17 protein-coding genes are annotated in these 15,244 nt (G+C 47.3%); 7 read left to right on the top strand and 10 right to left on the bottom strand.

Annotated elements, in window-relative coordinates:
• Positions 1-29 precede the first annotated feature (29 nt).
• Together xseA and ACN0R8_RS09925 are read left to right on the top strand one after the other, a co-directional pair.
• Positions 30-1,565, top strand: a complete 1,536-nt coding sequence (gene xseA / locus ACN0R8_RS09930; protein WP_417596943.1) for an exodeoxyribonuclease VII large subunit — start codon at positions 30-32, stop codon at positions 1,563-1,565.
• Positions 1,566-1,724: 159 nt separating this feature from the next.
• Complete coding sequence (locus ACN0R8_RS09925; RefSeq protein WP_417596941.1) at positions 1,725-2,600, top strand: peptidoglycan DD-metalloendopeptidase family protein; 876 nt, start codon at positions 1,725-1,727, stop codon at positions 2,598-2,600.
• Positions 2,601-2,657: 57 nt separating this feature from the next.
• Here the strand turns inward: ACN0R8_RS09925 and ACN0R8_RS09920 are convergent, their stop codons facing one another.
• The 3 genes from ACN0R8_RS09920 to ACN0R8_RS09910 are packed head-to-tail and all read right to left on the bottom strand — an operon-like array spanning position 2,658 to position 5,042.
• The gene (locus ACN0R8_RS09920; RefSeq protein ID WP_417596939.1) at positions 2,658-3,617 is read right to left on the bottom strand and encodes a biotin-dependent carboxyltransferase family protein; all 960 of its coding nucleotides are present in this window, start codon (positions 3,615-3,617) and stop codon (positions 2,658-2,660) included.
• Entirely contained in the window at positions 3,610-4,305 is a 696-nt protein-coding gene (pxpB, locus tag ACN0R8_RS09915) for a 5-oxoprolinase subunit PxpB (protein ID WP_417596937.1), read from the bottom strand. The genes ACN0R8_RS09920 and pxpB overlap by 8 nt, the downstream gene beginning before the upstream one ends.
• The gene (locus ACN0R8_RS09910) at positions 4,305-5,042 is read right to left on the bottom strand and encodes a 5-oxoprolinase subunit PxpA (protein ID WP_417596935.1); all 738 of its coding nucleotides are present in this window, start codon (positions 5,040-5,042) and stop codon (positions 4,305-4,307) included. The genes pxpB and ACN0R8_RS09910 overlap by 1 nt, the downstream gene beginning before the upstream one ends.
• Positions 5,043-5,260: 218 nt before the next feature.
• Here ACN0R8_RS09910 and ACN0R8_RS09905 point away from each other — a divergent pair, with 218 nt between their 5' ends.
• The 4 genes from ACN0R8_RS09905 to ACN0R8_RS09890 are packed head-to-tail and all read left to right on the top strand — an operon-like array spanning position 5,261 to position 8,731.
• Positions 5,261-6,256, top strand: coding sequence for a TRAP transporter substrate-binding protein (locus ACN0R8_RS09905; protein ID WP_417596933.1), 996 nt, complete (start codon positions 5,261-5,263; stop codon positions 6,254-6,256).
• A 36-nt stretch (positions 6,257-6,292) separates the two neighbouring features.
• Positions 6,293-6,832 (top strand): TRAP transporter small permease, encoded by a 540-nt coding sequence (locus ACN0R8_RS09900; protein ID WP_417596930.1) that lies wholly within the window; start codon positions 6,293-6,295, stop codon positions 6,830-6,832.
• 3 nt (positions 6,833-6,835) lie between these two features.
• A complete protein-coding gene (locus tag ACN0R8_RS09895; RefSeq protein WP_417596928.1) occupies positions 6,836-8,140 on the top strand; it encodes a TRAP transporter large permease in 1,305 nt (434 codons plus the stop codon).
• A 30-nt stretch (positions 8,141-8,170) separates the two neighbouring features.
• The gene (locus ACN0R8_RS09890; protein WP_417596926.1) at positions 8,171-8,731 is read left to right on the top strand and encodes a winged helix DNA-binding protein; all 561 of its coding nucleotides are present in this window, start codon (positions 8,171-8,173) and stop codon (positions 8,729-8,731) included.
• A gap of 216 nt (positions 8,732-8,947) precedes the next feature.
• On the opposite strand, the gene ykgO is transcribed toward ACN0R8_RS09890, so the two are convergent.
• Together ykgO and ACN0R8_RS09880 are read right to left on the bottom strand one after the other, a co-directional pair.
• Positions 8,948-9,091, bottom strand: a complete 144-nt coding sequence (gene ykgO, locus ACN0R8_RS09885) for a type B 50S ribosomal protein L36 (protein ID WP_417596924.1) — start codon at positions 9,089-9,091, stop codon at positions 8,948-8,950.
• Positions 9,092-9,161: 70 nt separating this feature from the next.
• Entirely contained in the window at positions 9,162-9,416 is a 255-nt protein-coding gene (locus ACN0R8_RS09880) for a type B 50S ribosomal protein L31 (protein WP_417596922.1), read from the bottom strand.
• Positions 9,417-9,657: 241 nt separating this feature from the next.
• On the opposite strand from ACN0R8_RS09880, the gene ACN0R8_RS09875 reads away from it, so the two are divergent.
• Positions 9,658-9,969, top strand: coding sequence for a hypothetical protein (locus ACN0R8_RS09875; protein ID WP_417596920.1), 312 nt, complete (start codon positions 9,658-9,660; stop codon positions 9,967-9,969).
• A 144-nt stretch (positions 9,970-10,113) separates the two neighbouring features.
• Here the strand turns inward: ACN0R8_RS09875 and cysN are convergent, their stop codons facing one another.
• The 5 genes from cysN to ACN0R8_RS09850 all read right to left on the bottom strand — a co-directional run bounded on the left by cysN (position 10,114) and on the right by ACN0R8_RS09850 (position 14,926).
• A complete protein-coding gene (gene cysN / locus ACN0R8_RS09870; RefSeq protein ID WP_417596918.1) occupies positions 10,114-11,535 on the bottom strand; it encodes a sulfate adenylyltransferase subunit CysN in 1,422 nt (473 codons plus the stop codon).
• Between the two features lie 165 nt (positions 11,536-11,700).
• The gene (gene cysD, locus ACN0R8_RS09865) at positions 11,701-12,612 is read right to left on the bottom strand and encodes a sulfate adenylyltransferase subunit CysD (RefSeq protein ID WP_417596916.1); all 912 of its coding nucleotides are present in this window, start codon (positions 12,610-12,612) and stop codon (positions 11,701-11,703) included.
• Between the two features lie 262 nt (positions 12,613-12,874).
• Entirely contained in the window at positions 12,875-13,681 is an 807-nt protein-coding gene (locus ACN0R8_RS09860; RefSeq protein WP_417596914.1) for a metallophosphoesterase, read from the bottom strand.
• A 50-nt stretch (positions 13,682-13,731) separates the two neighbouring features.
• Positions 13,732-14,259, bottom strand: coding sequence for a DUF1249 domain-containing protein (locus ACN0R8_RS09855; RefSeq protein WP_417596913.1), 528 nt, complete (start codon positions 14,257-14,259; stop codon positions 13,732-13,734).
• A gap of 34 nt (positions 14,260-14,293) precedes the next feature.
• Entirely contained in the window at positions 14,294-14,926 is a 633-nt protein-coding gene (locus ACN0R8_RS09850; protein WP_417596912.1) for an NUDIX domain-containing protein, read from the bottom strand.
• Positions 14,927-15,244 lie beyond the last annotated feature (318 nt).

Here is a 15,244-nt window from a genome sequence, read left to right as displayed (position 1 = left end):
CGCTAAAAAAATGCCAAACGGAGTAAAAAATGCCTGACCAGCTGCCAGCGAATTTCACCCATGGGCAGGATGAGATATTTAAGCAACCAGTGGCACCGGCCATCCCTGGGCGAAAGGTATTAACCGTCAGTCAGCTGAACCGGCAAGCCCGTCAACTGCTTGAAAAGCAATTTGCTCTGATCGTGGTAGAAGGTGAAATATCTAACCTTAGCGCCCCGGGTTCCGGTCACTTGTACTTCAGCCTGAAAGACGAAAAAAGTCAGGTACGCTGCGCGATGTTTCGCAACCGGGCAGGCCTTTTAGCATTCCGCCCGAAAAATGGCGATAAAGTTCAGCTGCACGCTAAAGTCAGCCTTTACGAGGGACGCGGGGATTTTCAGCTGATCGCCGAAACCATGGAGGAGCAGGGACGCGGCGCTCTGATCCGGGCTTTTGAAGTCCTGAAATTTAAGCTAAAAGAGGAAGGACTATTCGACCGCAGCCGCAAAAAGCCTCTGCCTCCAATCCCGGATGTCATCGGCCTGATCACCTCTCCGACAGGAGCTGCCATTCGGGATATGCTGATTGTACTCAAACGACGCTTCCCTCTGGCAGAAATTGTTGTCTATCCTGCCACTGTTCAGGGCAATGAAGCCCCGGATACTATCACCCGGGCCATTGAACTGGCTCATCTGCACGGCAAAAGTGACCTGCTTATTATTGGTCGTGGCGGTGGCAGCCTGGAAGATCTACAGGCTTTTAATGATGAGCGGGTCGCCCGGGCGATCTCAGCCAGCTATATCCCTACCGTCAGTGCCGTTGGCCATGAAACCGACATCACCATTGCCGATTATATCGCAGACTACCGGGCTCCGACGCCATCTGCCGCCGCAGAGCAAGTCAGTCCCGATCTTACCCAGTGGCAACAATGGCTATCCCAGTCTGAAGCGACACTACACCGTCAGATAGAGCGCCAACTACAAAATAATCAACAAGGTCTGGATCATCTGGCGCACCGTTATCAGCGCTGCTTTGGCGGACTCCAGCAACAGGAAAAACAGCTTACACATATAGAGCAGCGGCTGATTCAGGGTATGAAAAATCAGCTTTCCAGAAAGCAGCAGCAACTGGATAAAAACTCGGGTCGGCTGAAACACCCCAAAACAGAACTGCACCAGCAGCAACTACAACTGAACAACCTAAAACAGCAACTGTTTCGCACTCACGAATATCAGTCCCGACACCACCAACAGCAGCTGCAGCAACTACAAAACCGGTTATGGCGGGCAGCACCAGCCAAAGGCATTCAAAGTCAGCAATCTCAATTACATAAGCTATCACTAAGCTTACAAAAAGCATGGCAACACCAACTTGAAGGCCGCCAACATAAACTGGCAGAGTTAAGTCACCGGCTTCAAACCGTCAGTCCTTTGGCAACCTTATCACGGGGATATGCCATCGTTCAGGATGACAAAGGTAATATTGTTCGTCATTATCAGGATGTTAGTCAGGGGGATCATGTCTGTGCCCGACTGGCGACAGGTGTATTACACTGCAAAGTTATGGCGCAAGATGCCGATAACTAGACACTGAAGAACAATTGCGCTGTTAAGGGGAAGAAGATGCGCCGAACAATAAAGACCAGACGTTCCGGATTTCATGTATTTAGTACCAATAACGGGACTGGCAGGCTTCGCTCCTTTCTGTGTCGCAAAACAGCCATACTCAGAATTTCAGCACTGACCATGCTGCTAGCCCTCGGGTTTGGCCTAAGCACAGTCAGTCGGGCGGATACTCTCTCCAGCTACAGGCCCAAGCCAGACCCTATGCCCGGAGGTGTAGCCGTTATTGAGTTACCGGTTTCGCTCGGCACCGAAGAAGAGCCCGTTGTGTACTTTCAGGGCAGACGGACTTTTGTAAAAAATCATCCCTATAACCAAAAAAGTGATAACCGCTGGATTACCTGGGTGGGTATCCCTCTTAATACTCCGTCCGGCAAGGTGCCTCTGCTGATAGAGCAACCCAATGGCCGTAATCGTGAAATAATGATTAATATTCGCCCTCCCAAACACAGCGAGCGCTACCTGGTCAGTCGAGAACCTGTTCAAAAAAACCTATCCGCTGCTCAGCAGCAACAGATCATGAACGATACCGACCTGATTAAGCGCCTGACCCTGCAGCGTAGCGGTTTGGAACCAGATACCCGGCCATTTTTGCATCCTACCCGAGGCGAAATTATCCGCCCCTTCGGTGATCAAACGTATCTGAACGGCAAACTGCTTGATGGCCATAATGGTATTGATCTCAGCGGCCAGCGAGCCAATGCACCCGCTGATGGTAAAATTGTACTGATAAAAGATCTATTCTACGGTGGAAAAACCGTTCTGATTGATCATGGCCGTGGGCTTTTCACTCAGTACAGCCACCTTGCAAGCGTCAATGTACGTGTCCGTGAAGGTCAGCGCATTCGCCGGGGTGAAGAGATCGGAAAAGTAGGCAGATCAGGCCACCGTATCGATATTGGCAAGAACTATGCGGCCGATATTAAACAACCTCACCTTCACTGGAGTGTCAGCCTGAATGGCGTGTTTGTTGATCCGAAGCTTTTCTTGATGGAATAAGAGTAGAGTGATGCATACCTGCAGGCCTTAAAAAAGCCTGCTTAGGTCCTTATCTGTTTATCCTTTAAAAAACTGCATAAACGCCCTTTCTTCAAGCTGAGCTTGGTATAAACTCACCGCTTTAAAGCGTACGTCACTGCCGGGGGGGCGCTGAGCTAAAGCATCTAAACTTCGTGGTGTAACTGCGCCCAGTTTTGGATAGCCGCCAATGGTTTGGCGGTCATTTAGTAAAATAATAGGCTGACCGTCTGCGGTCACTTGAATAGCGCCTAAACTAATCCCCTCTGAAATTAATCGTTCACCTACAACCTCCAAGCGAGGGCCGTCTAAACGGGCCCCCATACGGTCAGTTTGTGGGCTAATACGGTACGTTTCATTAAAAAATTGCGCCAAGCTTTTACTTGGAAACCTGTCTACTTGTGCACCTAAAATCACATCTAATACCAAGGGTTGCTTGTAGTCAGGAATTCTATGTTCAGGCACTTTAAAAGAGTGTTCTTTGAACGCACTGATGGGCAATGAATGACAGGGCAGCCAGTCACCTGCAGCAACCTTTTGTCCTTTTTCATTTTGTCCGCCTGTCCCTTCGCGCATAAGTGTTGCACAGCTATCACCTAAATTCTGCGGCACATTAAAGCCACCACTCACGGCTAAATAACTACGCAAGCCCGCTTTAGGCGCATCCAGCTTAAGTCTATCGCCGGGCATTAAATTAAGGCTGGACCATAAAGGCTGAGGCTTATTATTAAGGGTAAAAAGAACGTCTGCGCCAGTCATCGCAATGCGTGTTGCAACCTGGCTTTCTAACTGCAAACCACCAAAAGTAATCTCTAAGGCTGGCGTGTTGTAAGCGTTACCTAACAGTCGATTAGCCCAAGCCCAGGCATGTCTATCCATCGGGCCGCCATTGGCAAGCCCTTGATGCATCACCTGGCTGCGTCCGGCATCCTGCAACAGCGTTAAGAAACCAGCATGAATGACATTTAGCCCTTGCTGTTCATTATTTTGTTTATTCATCTAGCTGCCCACCTAACGCTTGGTATTCAGCAAAATTGATGGCCCTAAATTTAACTTGCTGGCCGGCATTTAACAGGCTCGCTGGTTCACGCCTGGGATCAAAGAGTGTTAGCGGAGTGCGACCAATCAGGTTCCACCCACCTGGTGAAGATAAGGGATAAAGGGCTGTTTGAGTATCAGCTATGCCCAAACTGCCCGCCGGTACCTTAACCCTTGGAGTGGAAAGACGCGGTGCGGCCAGTTGTTCAGGCACCTCACCTAAGTATGCAAACCCCGGGGCAAAACCGATCGCAAAAACTTGATAAGCCTGACTGGAATGAAGCTGTATAACAGCTTCTTCACTTAATCCGGCTAAGGCTGCAATACGCGGTAAATCTGGGCCAACCTTTATATCGTACCAAACCGGTATCTCTACAATATCCGTTGCTAATTGGCAGCCAGAACGAGTGGATAAGTTATTGAGTAGCGGCGTAAGGTCAGCCATTAAGCTGGTCAGATCATCAACTAATAAATCATAGCGCAGCATTATGGAGGTGTAAGAAGGCACTACATCCAGAAGGCGCGCACCTAACTGTTGGCGCAAGGCTTGCGATGCCTGTTGGATCGGGTCGACTAAAGCCAGATCGATGCATTCACCAAAATGCAGAGTCACCGTATCTACGCCGGTTACATCATAGCGCCACTGCATCAGGCTTTCGCCCCCAAAGCGGCTCGTATGGCTTCTACCGCTTTTAAAGACTCCGGGTTATCTCCGTGTACGCAAAGGGTGTCAGCTTCTAGAATTAAATTCTCATCCTCTAATGTCTGAATGGCCTTTCCTTCAGCGAGTTTAGCTGCCTGCTCCACAATACTCTCTTGTTGATGATAAACCGCACCAGGCGTTGAGCGTGAAACAATAAAGCCGTTCTTGTCATAAGCTCTGTCTGCAAAAGCCTCTAATAACAGAGGGACCTGTTGCTCAGAACACCGTCTCTTTAAATACTGATTATCGGCAGTCGACATGGCCATCAGCGCCAGTGGCATGGCTGTTTTTTTAACGGCAAGCAAAATGGCATCAAGCACCTTGGGGTCGCGCATCATATCGTTGTAAAGCGCACCATGAGGCTTCACGTAGCTTAATTGTCCACCTTCTGAAGCGGCTATATTTTGTAACGCCCCGATTTGATAAAGCACCATTGCTGTAATTTCTTCTGGTGCACAGGCCATAGAACGGCGACCAAAGCCTTGCAAATCAGGATAAGCAGGGTGGGCACCCAGACTAACGCCATAAGATAGGGCTAACTGCACCGTTTTTTGCATAATTAGAGGGTCACTGGCATGGAAGCCACAAGCAATATTTGCTTGATCAATTAATGGCATCACGTCTGCATCAAGTCCCATCGTCCAAGAGCCAAAGCTTTCACCTAAGTCACAATTCAATAGCATCAGCTCACCTCTATTACGTTCTGACAATTGTATCCAATATAAGAAAACAATTTATCGATAAAATACCGATAATACAAAAACTATTTACTCATGTTTCTTAATAAAAATTTGACAGTAGAAAATTAGATCGCTAGTTTTTTAGCAAGGGGCCGTCCGTCGAAAGCATGGAAAAGGCTGTTTTTATAAGAATAATCAGTTGTCTACTGGAGATTAACATTATGCTTTTCAAAGCAAAAAAAATAAAAAGTAAGTTGCAGTATTTCACTGCGGCTACTGTTTTAGCCTTTGGCGCTACAAACTTACAAGCAGCTGAATGGGATATGCCCACCCCTTACGGCGACACCAATTTCCATACTGTTAACATTACTCAGTTTGCCAATGATGTGCGTGAAGCCACCAGCGGCGAACTGGACATTACCGTTCATAGCGGCGGTTCACTCATAAAACATGCCGATATTAAAAACTCTGTACGCCGTGGCTTAGTGCCTATTGGTGAAGTGATTATGTCGCGCCTTGCCAATGAAGACGCTCTATTTGAAGTTGATTCTGTTCCCTACCTAGCAAGCAACTACGAAGAAGCATGGGATTTATGGCAAGCCTCTAAAGGTGTTCTTTCAGAGCGCCTTAAAAAACAACGTCTAATGCTACTGTTTGCCGTGCCTTGGCCTCCTCAGGGTATATACACCAGCTTTCCTGTTGAAACAGGTGAAGAGTTACGCGGTGTAAAAATGCGCGCATACAACAAATCTAGCGAGCAAATAGCGAACTTACTGGGTGCTCTACCCACTCAAGTTGAAGTGCCTGATATTCCTACCGCCTTTGGTACAGGTCGCGTCGATGCCATGATCACGTCACCTTCTACCGGTGCAAATACACGTGCATGGGATTACTTAACCGACTTTAATCATGCACAACTTTGGTTACCAAAAAACATGGTGATCATTAATGCTAAAGCATTTGATCGCTTATCAGATGATGCAAAAGCAGCCGTTAAAGCCGCTGCAGAACGTGCAGAGAAACGAGGCTGGGAAGCAAGTAAACAAGAAACTGAAGCTAAAATCGCGATTATGCGTGATAACGGCATTCAAATTTCAAAACCTTCCGGCATTTTAACTCAGCGTTTAAAAGCAGTAAGCGAAACCATGACGGGAGAATGGTTAAAGCGTGCTGGTAAAGATGGTGTGACGCTACTTAAAGCGTATCAGTCTAACTAATTCATCTGGCGTTTAACCCGCTGAGCAGGAGTGGCAATGCGTAAAGTACTTAATAATTTATATCGGTTAGGGGGCGTGCTTTCAGCCCTGCATTTAACTGCCATTATGCTGCTTATCGTGCTGCAAGTGCTCGGCCGGGTGCTGGATAAAGTACTGCTTTGGGTGGATATTAACCCCTTGGGATTACACCTGCCCGGTTTGGCGGAAATATCCGCTTTTCTACTACTCGGTGCGACTTTTTTTGGCTTGGCCTACACCTTTTGGCAGGGTGGTCACATTCGTGTAACGCTTATAATTCAACGCCTCCCTCTATGGCTGCAGCGTGGATTAGACTCGCTTATGGCGTTCGTTGCCATGATGATTACCGGTTTTGCACTATGGTTTAGTGTTCTACTAACTCTCGATAGTTACGACTATGGCGACCTGTCTATCGGCATGGTGCCCGTGCCTTTATGGCTTCCACAATTGGGCATGTCCTTAGGTTTACTTTGGTTGTTAATTGCAGTCACCGATGCCTTTATTTCTTTGCTGAGTGGCCGTATCACTCAACTTGATACTGACGCCCCGCAGGAGTAATTGATGGATATGATCTGGATGACACTCATCCTGCTAATCGTGCTATTAGCACTATTAGGTGTTGGTTTATGGGTTTCTTTTTCGCTAACAGCCATAGGCTGTATTGCGCTATTTTTCTTTAGTGGCATTCCTGTTGGCGATAGCTTGGCAACGGCTTTTTACAGTGCCGCTGTATCTTGGGAGCTGGCTGCTTTACCCATGTTTATTTGGATGGGTGAAGTACTATTTCGCTCCCGGCTTTCCGAGGAGATGTTTCGCGGTATTGCCCCTTGGGTCGGTAAGGTACCGGGGCGCTTATTGCACACCAACATTGTTGGCTGTGGTATTTTTGCGGCTATTTCCGGGTCATCTGCTGCAACAGCAGCCACCATCGGCAAAATGACCATCCCAGAGCTTGATCGTCGCGGTTATAACAAAAACCAAGTATTAGGAACTTTAGCGGGTTCAGCGACTTTGGGCTTACTGATACCGCCTTCAATTATCTTAATTGTCTATGGGGTTGCTACCGAGCAATCTATTGCCCGCTTATTTGTCGCTGGCATTTTGCCTGGGCTATTGCTCATGGCTCTCTTTGCTGGCTATGTTATTATTTGGTCTTTGATGAACCCACAAGGTGCACCAGCTGAACAGTCTGAAAAGTTATCTTTTGTAGAAAAGGTTAAGCGCAGCAAACCCCTGGTTCCCGTTTTCTTACTGATAGTGGGCGTAATTGGTTCCATTTATACAGGTTTAGCGTCACCGACGGAATCTGCCGCAGTTGGCGTTGCTTTAGCGCATTTATTGTCTATTCAATCGGGCTCTATGAATTGGAAAACCTTCCAATCCGCATTAATGGGTACGGTTAAAACATCGTCAATGATCGCCTTTATTTTAGTCGGCGCTAGTTTCTTAACGACCTCCATGGGCTTTACGGGCATACCAAGAGAATTGGCTACCTGGATAAACACGCTGGGTTTATCGCCGCAGATGCTGCTTGTTGCCCTTACACTGTTTTTTATTCTGCTTGGCTGCTTTTTAGACGGTATTTCTGTTGTGGTACTCACGACCTCCATTATTTTGCCCATGGTGCAAGCCGCTGGCATCGATCCTCTTTGGTTCGGTATTTATCTGGTTATCGTGGTAGAAATGAGTCAAATAACACCACCGGTAGGGTTTAACTTATTTGTGATCCAGGGATTAACAGGCGAAAATATACTTCGTGTTGCCTGGGCTGCTTTCCCTTATTTCCTGCTAATTTTAGCATCGGTTATATTGATCACGATCTTTCCAGAAATTGTCACCTACCTTCCGAGTCAGATGGGCAACTAAACATTAAAACAAAAGTGAAAAGACCCGATTATGAGTAAAAAGACAAGCAATCACTTTGATTCAGCTAATTCAGACAAGCCGGCCCGAAAAATTGGCCCGATTGTTTCATCAGCGCATTTGGCCTCTGGCCGTTCTAGCGAGCTCTCAGAGTTAGAGTTTGGATTAATTGTTGCGAGTCATGCTTTTAATCGCTGGATGATTCACTGTGCAAGTGCTGCGGGAATAACCGATATGAGCCACTTAGATGTCTTGGTGCTGCATAGCTCGAACCACCGCAGCCGTGCAAAAAAAGTATCTGATATCTGTATGGTCTTAAATATTGAAGACACCCATACCGTGACTTACTCATTAAAAAAACTGCTTAAACAAGAACTTGTTAAATCTGAAAAACGCGGCAAAGAAACTTTTTATTCAGTGACGGATAAAGGCGCTGCCTGCTGTAAAGCTTACAGCGAGGTGCGGGAAAATTGCTTAGTCGACTCACTGAAAACTCTGGGCTTTGGTGAAGAAGAGCTAGGCAAAGCCGCTGTATTATTACGGGGTATGTCTGGCTTGTATGATCAAGCGGCAAGGTCTGCCGCTTCACTTTAAACGTTTATTGACTGGCCTAAAGCCGAACAAAATTCAGCCCCCTATCCAGCCGTAAAAATAAAATTCCGCATCAAGCACTCAAAAAAACCGCCCTATAATGGGCGGGTAATTTAGATTGAGCAGCTTTCACAAAATCATTGCTTCAGCGTAAATACTTCAGCAGCTCGCTCAGAGCTTTCCGTTCTCTGCGCGGGAAGTGCATACCTATAAAGCTATTCAGCGCGATTTTTTAGCACTACCCTGGCGGGCTTTGAAACGAGGATTACTCTTACAAATAACATAAAGACGGCCTCTGCGCTTGACGATCTGGCAGTCTGGGTGACGTAACTTAGCTGTTTTTAATGAACTGAGCACCTGCATATATCCATCCTAGAATTAGATGATGACCAAGAAGCGTTAGCAATTAGCGAACAAAAGGTCTCGACCAATCTTATTTCAGACCACGCTTTCCAAAACGCTGCTTGAATCTCGCCACACGTCCCTCACTACTGACTTTGCGCTGCTCACCGGTATAAGCAGGATGAGATGCACTGGAAACATCCAGGTTATACAAGGGGTAAGTTTTACCATCCTCCCAGACAATGGTTTCACTTGGTTTGCACGTTGAGCGAATACGAAATGTTTTATCGCAACTGCCATCCCGGAACACAACGTAATCATAATCCGGGTGAATATTCTTTTTCATGGTCATTTCTCCTGATGGCTACAAGTATATGTTACAACATAACATTAAATACGATGAAAACAATTATCATTTGCTTGGCTCAAGAAAAACCAATAGCCTTAAAATCACCAGGTTACTTGATATACAACAAGTATAAGCAATAACTAAATAACAAAAAATCCCCTAGAATATGAGTGAACTAAAGATTTAAAGCTGGCCCTTAGGGCATGATCTTATAGCCTAATTTACGGAGATCGCAGTCATGGCAAATCAGTTCTTTCCCGACTTTTCATTATTCTCGAAGGTTATCCCCCAGCATGTACCGGTACAAAAGGTACAACAGCACTGGCTTGATGGGGTAAACAATCTCGTTAACCTGGAACTAGAAGCCATGATGGAATATAACCATCTATGGTTCGACCTTTGGCAGGACTGTGCGTCCGGCGATAAGGAGGTGTGTCACGAACGCCTGATTGACCACTGGGCAGAGCATCACAAACTACTGATGGACCACCAGAAGCGTCGCGAATCGGTAATAACCGAATGGAAAGAGCATATCGAAGAGGTTCTTTAGTCCCTTCAGGTTGAGACAAGAGGTGATGCTCAGTTTCTAAGCCTAAAGCTATGATAAAAACAAAAATGGCCATCGCAATGATGGCCATTTTTTTGAGTCTGCTCACAACATCTCAGATGCCCAGAAAGGGATCCGAGAACAGAATTACTTCAACAGTTCTCTGATATTTTTCGCTTCCCAGTGCGGGAAATGCTTACGAATAAGGCCGTTCAGTTCCAGTTCAAAGGCACTAATCGGGCCGGCAGCAGTTTGAACGCCAACCTCAGCGATATCTTCAATCATACCCGCTCCAACCGTTACATTGCTCAGGCGATCCACAACGATAAAGCTACCGGTAAACTTACTGGATTTGTAAGCATCGAATACCACAGGAGCCGTCAGTTCAACCGTTACCAGTGCGATACCGTTCAGCGACAGCTCACGGGCATCGGATTTTTCCATGGTATTCACATCAATCTGATGCTCAATGCGCGTTACATAACCACTGGTGAAGTGAGTGCCGACCTTAAAGCTGTATTGTTTACCCAGTTCCAGGGGCGCCTCGTGCATCCAGACCATATGCGCACTAAAACTGTTGCTTACTTTTGCTTCCTGACCGGTTTCCACCAGCACATCGCCGCGAGAGATATCGATCTCGTCATTCAGCGTTACCGTTACGGCTTGACCCGGCTGCGCCTGTTCCAGATCTCCATCAAAAGTGACGATGGATTTAACCGTACTGGTTTTGCCGGAGGGCAGTACTGTAACCGACTGGCCTTTCTTAACAAAGCCCGCAGCAACGGTGCCACAGAAACCACGGAAATCCAGGTTCGGGCGATTCACATACTGTACCGGAAAGCGCAGGCTCTCCAGTGCGATATCGTGATTCACCTCCACGTTTTCCAGAATATCCATCAGTGGAGCTTCGGTGTACCAAGGCATCAGCTCGCTGTTATTGGTTACGTTTTCCCCCTTCAGAGCAGAAACCGGCACAAACCGGGTGTCCGGCAGATCCAGATCTTTAGCAAATTCTTTATAGTCCGCTACGATCTCGTCATAACGGGCCTGGGAGTAATCCACCAGATCCATTTTATTGACAGCAACGATCACATGCTTAATACCCAACAGAGAGGCGATAAAGCTATGACGACGGGTCTGAGTCAGGACACCATGCCGAGCATCGATCAGAATAATCGCCAGGGATGCGGTGGACGCACCGGTCGCCATATTACGAGTGTACTGCTCATGTCCCGGCGTATCAGCAATGATGAACTTACGCTTCTCGGTGGAAAAATAGCGGTATGCTACATCAATGGTAATCCCCTGCTCACGCTCGGACTGCAAACCATCCACCAGTAACGCCAGATCGATCTCTTCACCGGTTGTGCCACTCTTTTTACTATCACGACTAATCGCCGCCAGTTGATCTTCATAGATCATTTTGGAGTCATGCAGCAAACGGCCAATCAGAGTACTTTTACCGTCATCAACACTGCCGCAGGTGATAAAACGCAGCAGGTCTTTATGTTCATGTTGTTTCAGATACGCTTCAATATCTTCCGCAATCAGATCGGATTGGTGAGACATTTTGTGTCCTCATTCACTTGGGGCTAACACGTTAGCTGAACCTCTCAGCCCCAACTTAATATTCTTTATCAGGTCCGCAAACCAGGCAGCCTGACTCTCGTATTGCCGGATGACGCCTACGGCTTATCCGACCTACGGGTAAACACGTTTCGCTACAGTCTGACTTTAGAAATAGCCTTCGCGCTTTTTCTCTTCCATAGAACCGGTGCCATCGTGGTCGATCACTCGGCCCTGACGCTCAGACGTGGTGGTCAGCAGCATCTCCTGAATAATATCCGGCAGGGTTGCTGCGGTTGATTCCACGGCACCGGTCAGCGGGTAACAACCCAGCGTACGGAAACGTACGGAGCGCTGTACCGGCTTTTCGCCGTCAGCCAGAGGCATACGTTCATCATCCACCATGATCAGAGTGCCATCACGCTCAACCACCGGACGCTCTGCAGAGTAGTACAACGGCACAATCGGTATTGATTCCAGATAGATGTACTGCCAGATATCCAGCTCCGTCCAGTTGGACAGCGGGAACACACGGATTGATTCGTCTTTGTTCACCTTGCCATTAAACAGGTTCCACAGTTCAGGGCGCTGATTTTTCGGGTCCCAGCGGTGGAACTTGTCACGGAAAGAGTAAACGCGCTCTTTAGCACGGGATTTCTCTTCATCACGACGGGCACCACCGAAAGCTGCATCAAAGCGGTACTTGTTCAGAGCCTGCTTAAGGGCGTCGGTTTTCATCACGTCGGTGTACTTACGGCTGCCGTGATCAAATGGGTTGATGTTCGCCGCGCGACCTTCTTCGTTGGTATGAACGATCAGATCCATACCGGCTTCCTTCGCCATCTTGTCGCGGAACTCGATCATCTCACGGAATTTCCACGTGGTATCAACATGCATCAGTGGGAACGGAGGTGTTCCCGGATAAAAGGCTTTACGAGCCAGATGCAGCATTACCGCAGAGTCTTTACCGATTGAGTACAGCATTACCGGATTATCAAACTCAGCAGCTACTTCCCGAATAATATGGATGCTCTCGGCTTCCAGCTGTTTCAGGTGAGTCAGGCGTTCGGGCGATATCATCGTTGTGATCCACTCCTACTAAAGGTCATAAGCAAGCCCTGACAGGCCGGCTTTTCAAGTCAAATCAGTTATCGCAACCAGCTTATCAAAGCTTTTATCAGGTCTGCTGTGACGCAAACAGCCCCATTGAGTGCAATTATAATAGGCGTAGTTAAAACGGAATCCTTAATTACGTCAAATTATTTAAAATCATTTATTGATAACTTTTTAATATAAGCGTCAAAAAGATAACTCTGATCCAGTTGAATGCAAAAACGTTGCGTTATTCAGGCTTAGGAAAAGCAGCACTGTTCAGGTTAAGACGCTCAACCTTACTGATTATATTACCGTCATCCAGCAGGGTAAGATTCCTGTAACCAGGAGCCTGAGAGTCAATCTCAAAATTATTGATATGCGGGGCAAACTGAATGCTCGTGGCTGGCGTGGTATAGAGAACCAAGCCATCACGCTCAATCTGATGCGACTGGTGTACGTGCCCACAGATGACAGCCTTCACATGCGGATACTCACAAAGCGTTTGCCAAAGCCAGCCGTCATCCTGCAGAGGAATACTGTCAATCCCTGCAACCTGACCCGGTTCAGCCAGCTCTGAATGGAAAAATCCCTGACGTTGCGGCCCCACCAATAAAGGCTGATGGTGTACCGCCACAGCCTGAAATTCAGCCCTGGGAGCAGCTAGCATTTCAAGCAACTGATTCCGTGTCGGCACAGACAGTTCACCATGGGGCTGGCCAGAGTTAGAGTTAAGTAGCAGCCACTGCCAACGACCCAGACAAACAGAACTCTCAACAGGTCTGTACTGCGTCATCAGCTCAGGCTGATCATGGTTGCCGGGAATCCATAGCCAGGGCACACCAACGGCATCCATCCGCTCTGACAGTATTCGATAACTTTCAGGTGTTTCATCCTGACTGAGATCTCCAGTCAAAAGGAACATGTCCGGCAGCCCCTGCCGCTCTATCTGCTGTAGAATGGCTTGCAGATTCTGCCAGGGGTTCTGACCTTTAAAATCCTGCTCTATGCTGGCAAAAAGATGCAGATCGGTAAGCTGAATAACAGAAACGGGCATTACGGTTAAGTATCCTTTCAGGGGCTGAAAGCGTGGTTTTATATACTGGATCAGCGGTTAAAAGTGAGGTTCACCGGCTCAGCAATATGGCCATATCGCTGCAGGTGAGCCAGCCACTCACCAAGAAAAAGATTGATCTGTAGCTTCTCATCCGGTTGACGCATTTTATCATTCGGATAAAGATATCGCCCTTCAAAGTGACGCTGCCGCTGATACCCCACCACCTCAGCCATTCGGGCATCATGGTACAGCCGCACGGAGAGTTCTGGCTGACGCAACCAGTGCCCCCAGCTGTCTTTCTGAAAGATGCGCAGTAACGTCGTATATTTACTGCGCTCGGTAACTTTAATCACCAACTCTCCCAGATGCAGAGCCTCATCACTAACGGCAAAGTGCCATTGCTCTGTTTCCTCGAGATCCGGCAGTAACTTGAGTAAACGAAGGTAATTGGCTTCACACTCCGCCATCTGCTTTTTCAGATCTACCGCATAGTTGGGTTTTGTTTTCCAGCCATTGTATTGCTGCCAACTACCAAAACGTTGAGGCGCAGCGGATTTCTTACCCGAATTCGAGCACATATTTATCTCTCCGCCGCGTTAAATAACCACATAATCAGGCACCATAAGTTTCCTGCAGACGCACACGGTTGAGCTGTAACCACTGCAAACCAATAATCGCCATCGCATTGTTAATGCGACCATCCTGTAACCCTCTGAAGGCCTCAGCAGCACTCACTAACTCCACCCGAATGTCCTCATTTTCCTCTGCCAGACCATAAATTCCTTCCTGAATCTCCCTGCTGTCAATAATGCCCAGAAAAAGATCGATCTGCTCATCCATACCACCGGGGCTCACCCAGTATTTGTAGAGATGTTCCAGCTGAAGTACTTTACAACCGGCTTCTTCTTCCGCCTCCCGGTGGACAACATCTTCATTGCTTTCACCGGGCTCGGTCATGCCCGCGACTAACTCAAACTGCCAAGGGCTTTGGTTTGGCTCATAGAGGCAGCCAGGGCGAAACTGCTCCACCATAAGCAACTGATCTGTTATCGGGTCATAGAGTAAAACACCAACCGCATTGCCACGAACAAACACTTCACGGCTCATGACACCGGACCACCCTCCAGCAAACTTTCGGGTTTTAATCCGCAATTTATCAAAACGAAAAAAACCTTGAAAAACAGTATGCTTTTCAAGAATTTCTACAGAATCCTGCGCAAATGTTGGTGTCAGTTGCTCACTCATATTTTTTCCTTGTAGGTCTGGGCTCTGAGCATAACAAAATATCCGGGGAACTAAAGCGGCGTCACCTTCCCAGCTTCTTATTCAGCCTGCATGCCACCAAGTTCTTAGCAAAAGCTCAATAACATGAGTCAGATCAAACTAAAAACATACACAAAGGAACCATGTAACATAACATGACTGAAATAATGCAATTTTATTGCAAACATAGAGGTTAAAACCCACTACTGGATATCTTTAGTAATAAAAACAACTCTAAGCTAACTTCATGGCAATTTGTTTTGCCAACAGACTGATAAAAATATAACGACTAAGTCATAA

It is taken from the genome of Oceanospirillum sp. (genome assembly GCF_048265165.1).
GTDB lineage: Bacteria > Pseudomonadota > Gammaproteobacteria > Pseudomonadales > Halomonadaceae > Oceanospirillum.
Note: the sequence above shows the minus strand (reverse complement) of the source record. Positions and strands in the feature narration are given on the sequence as shown.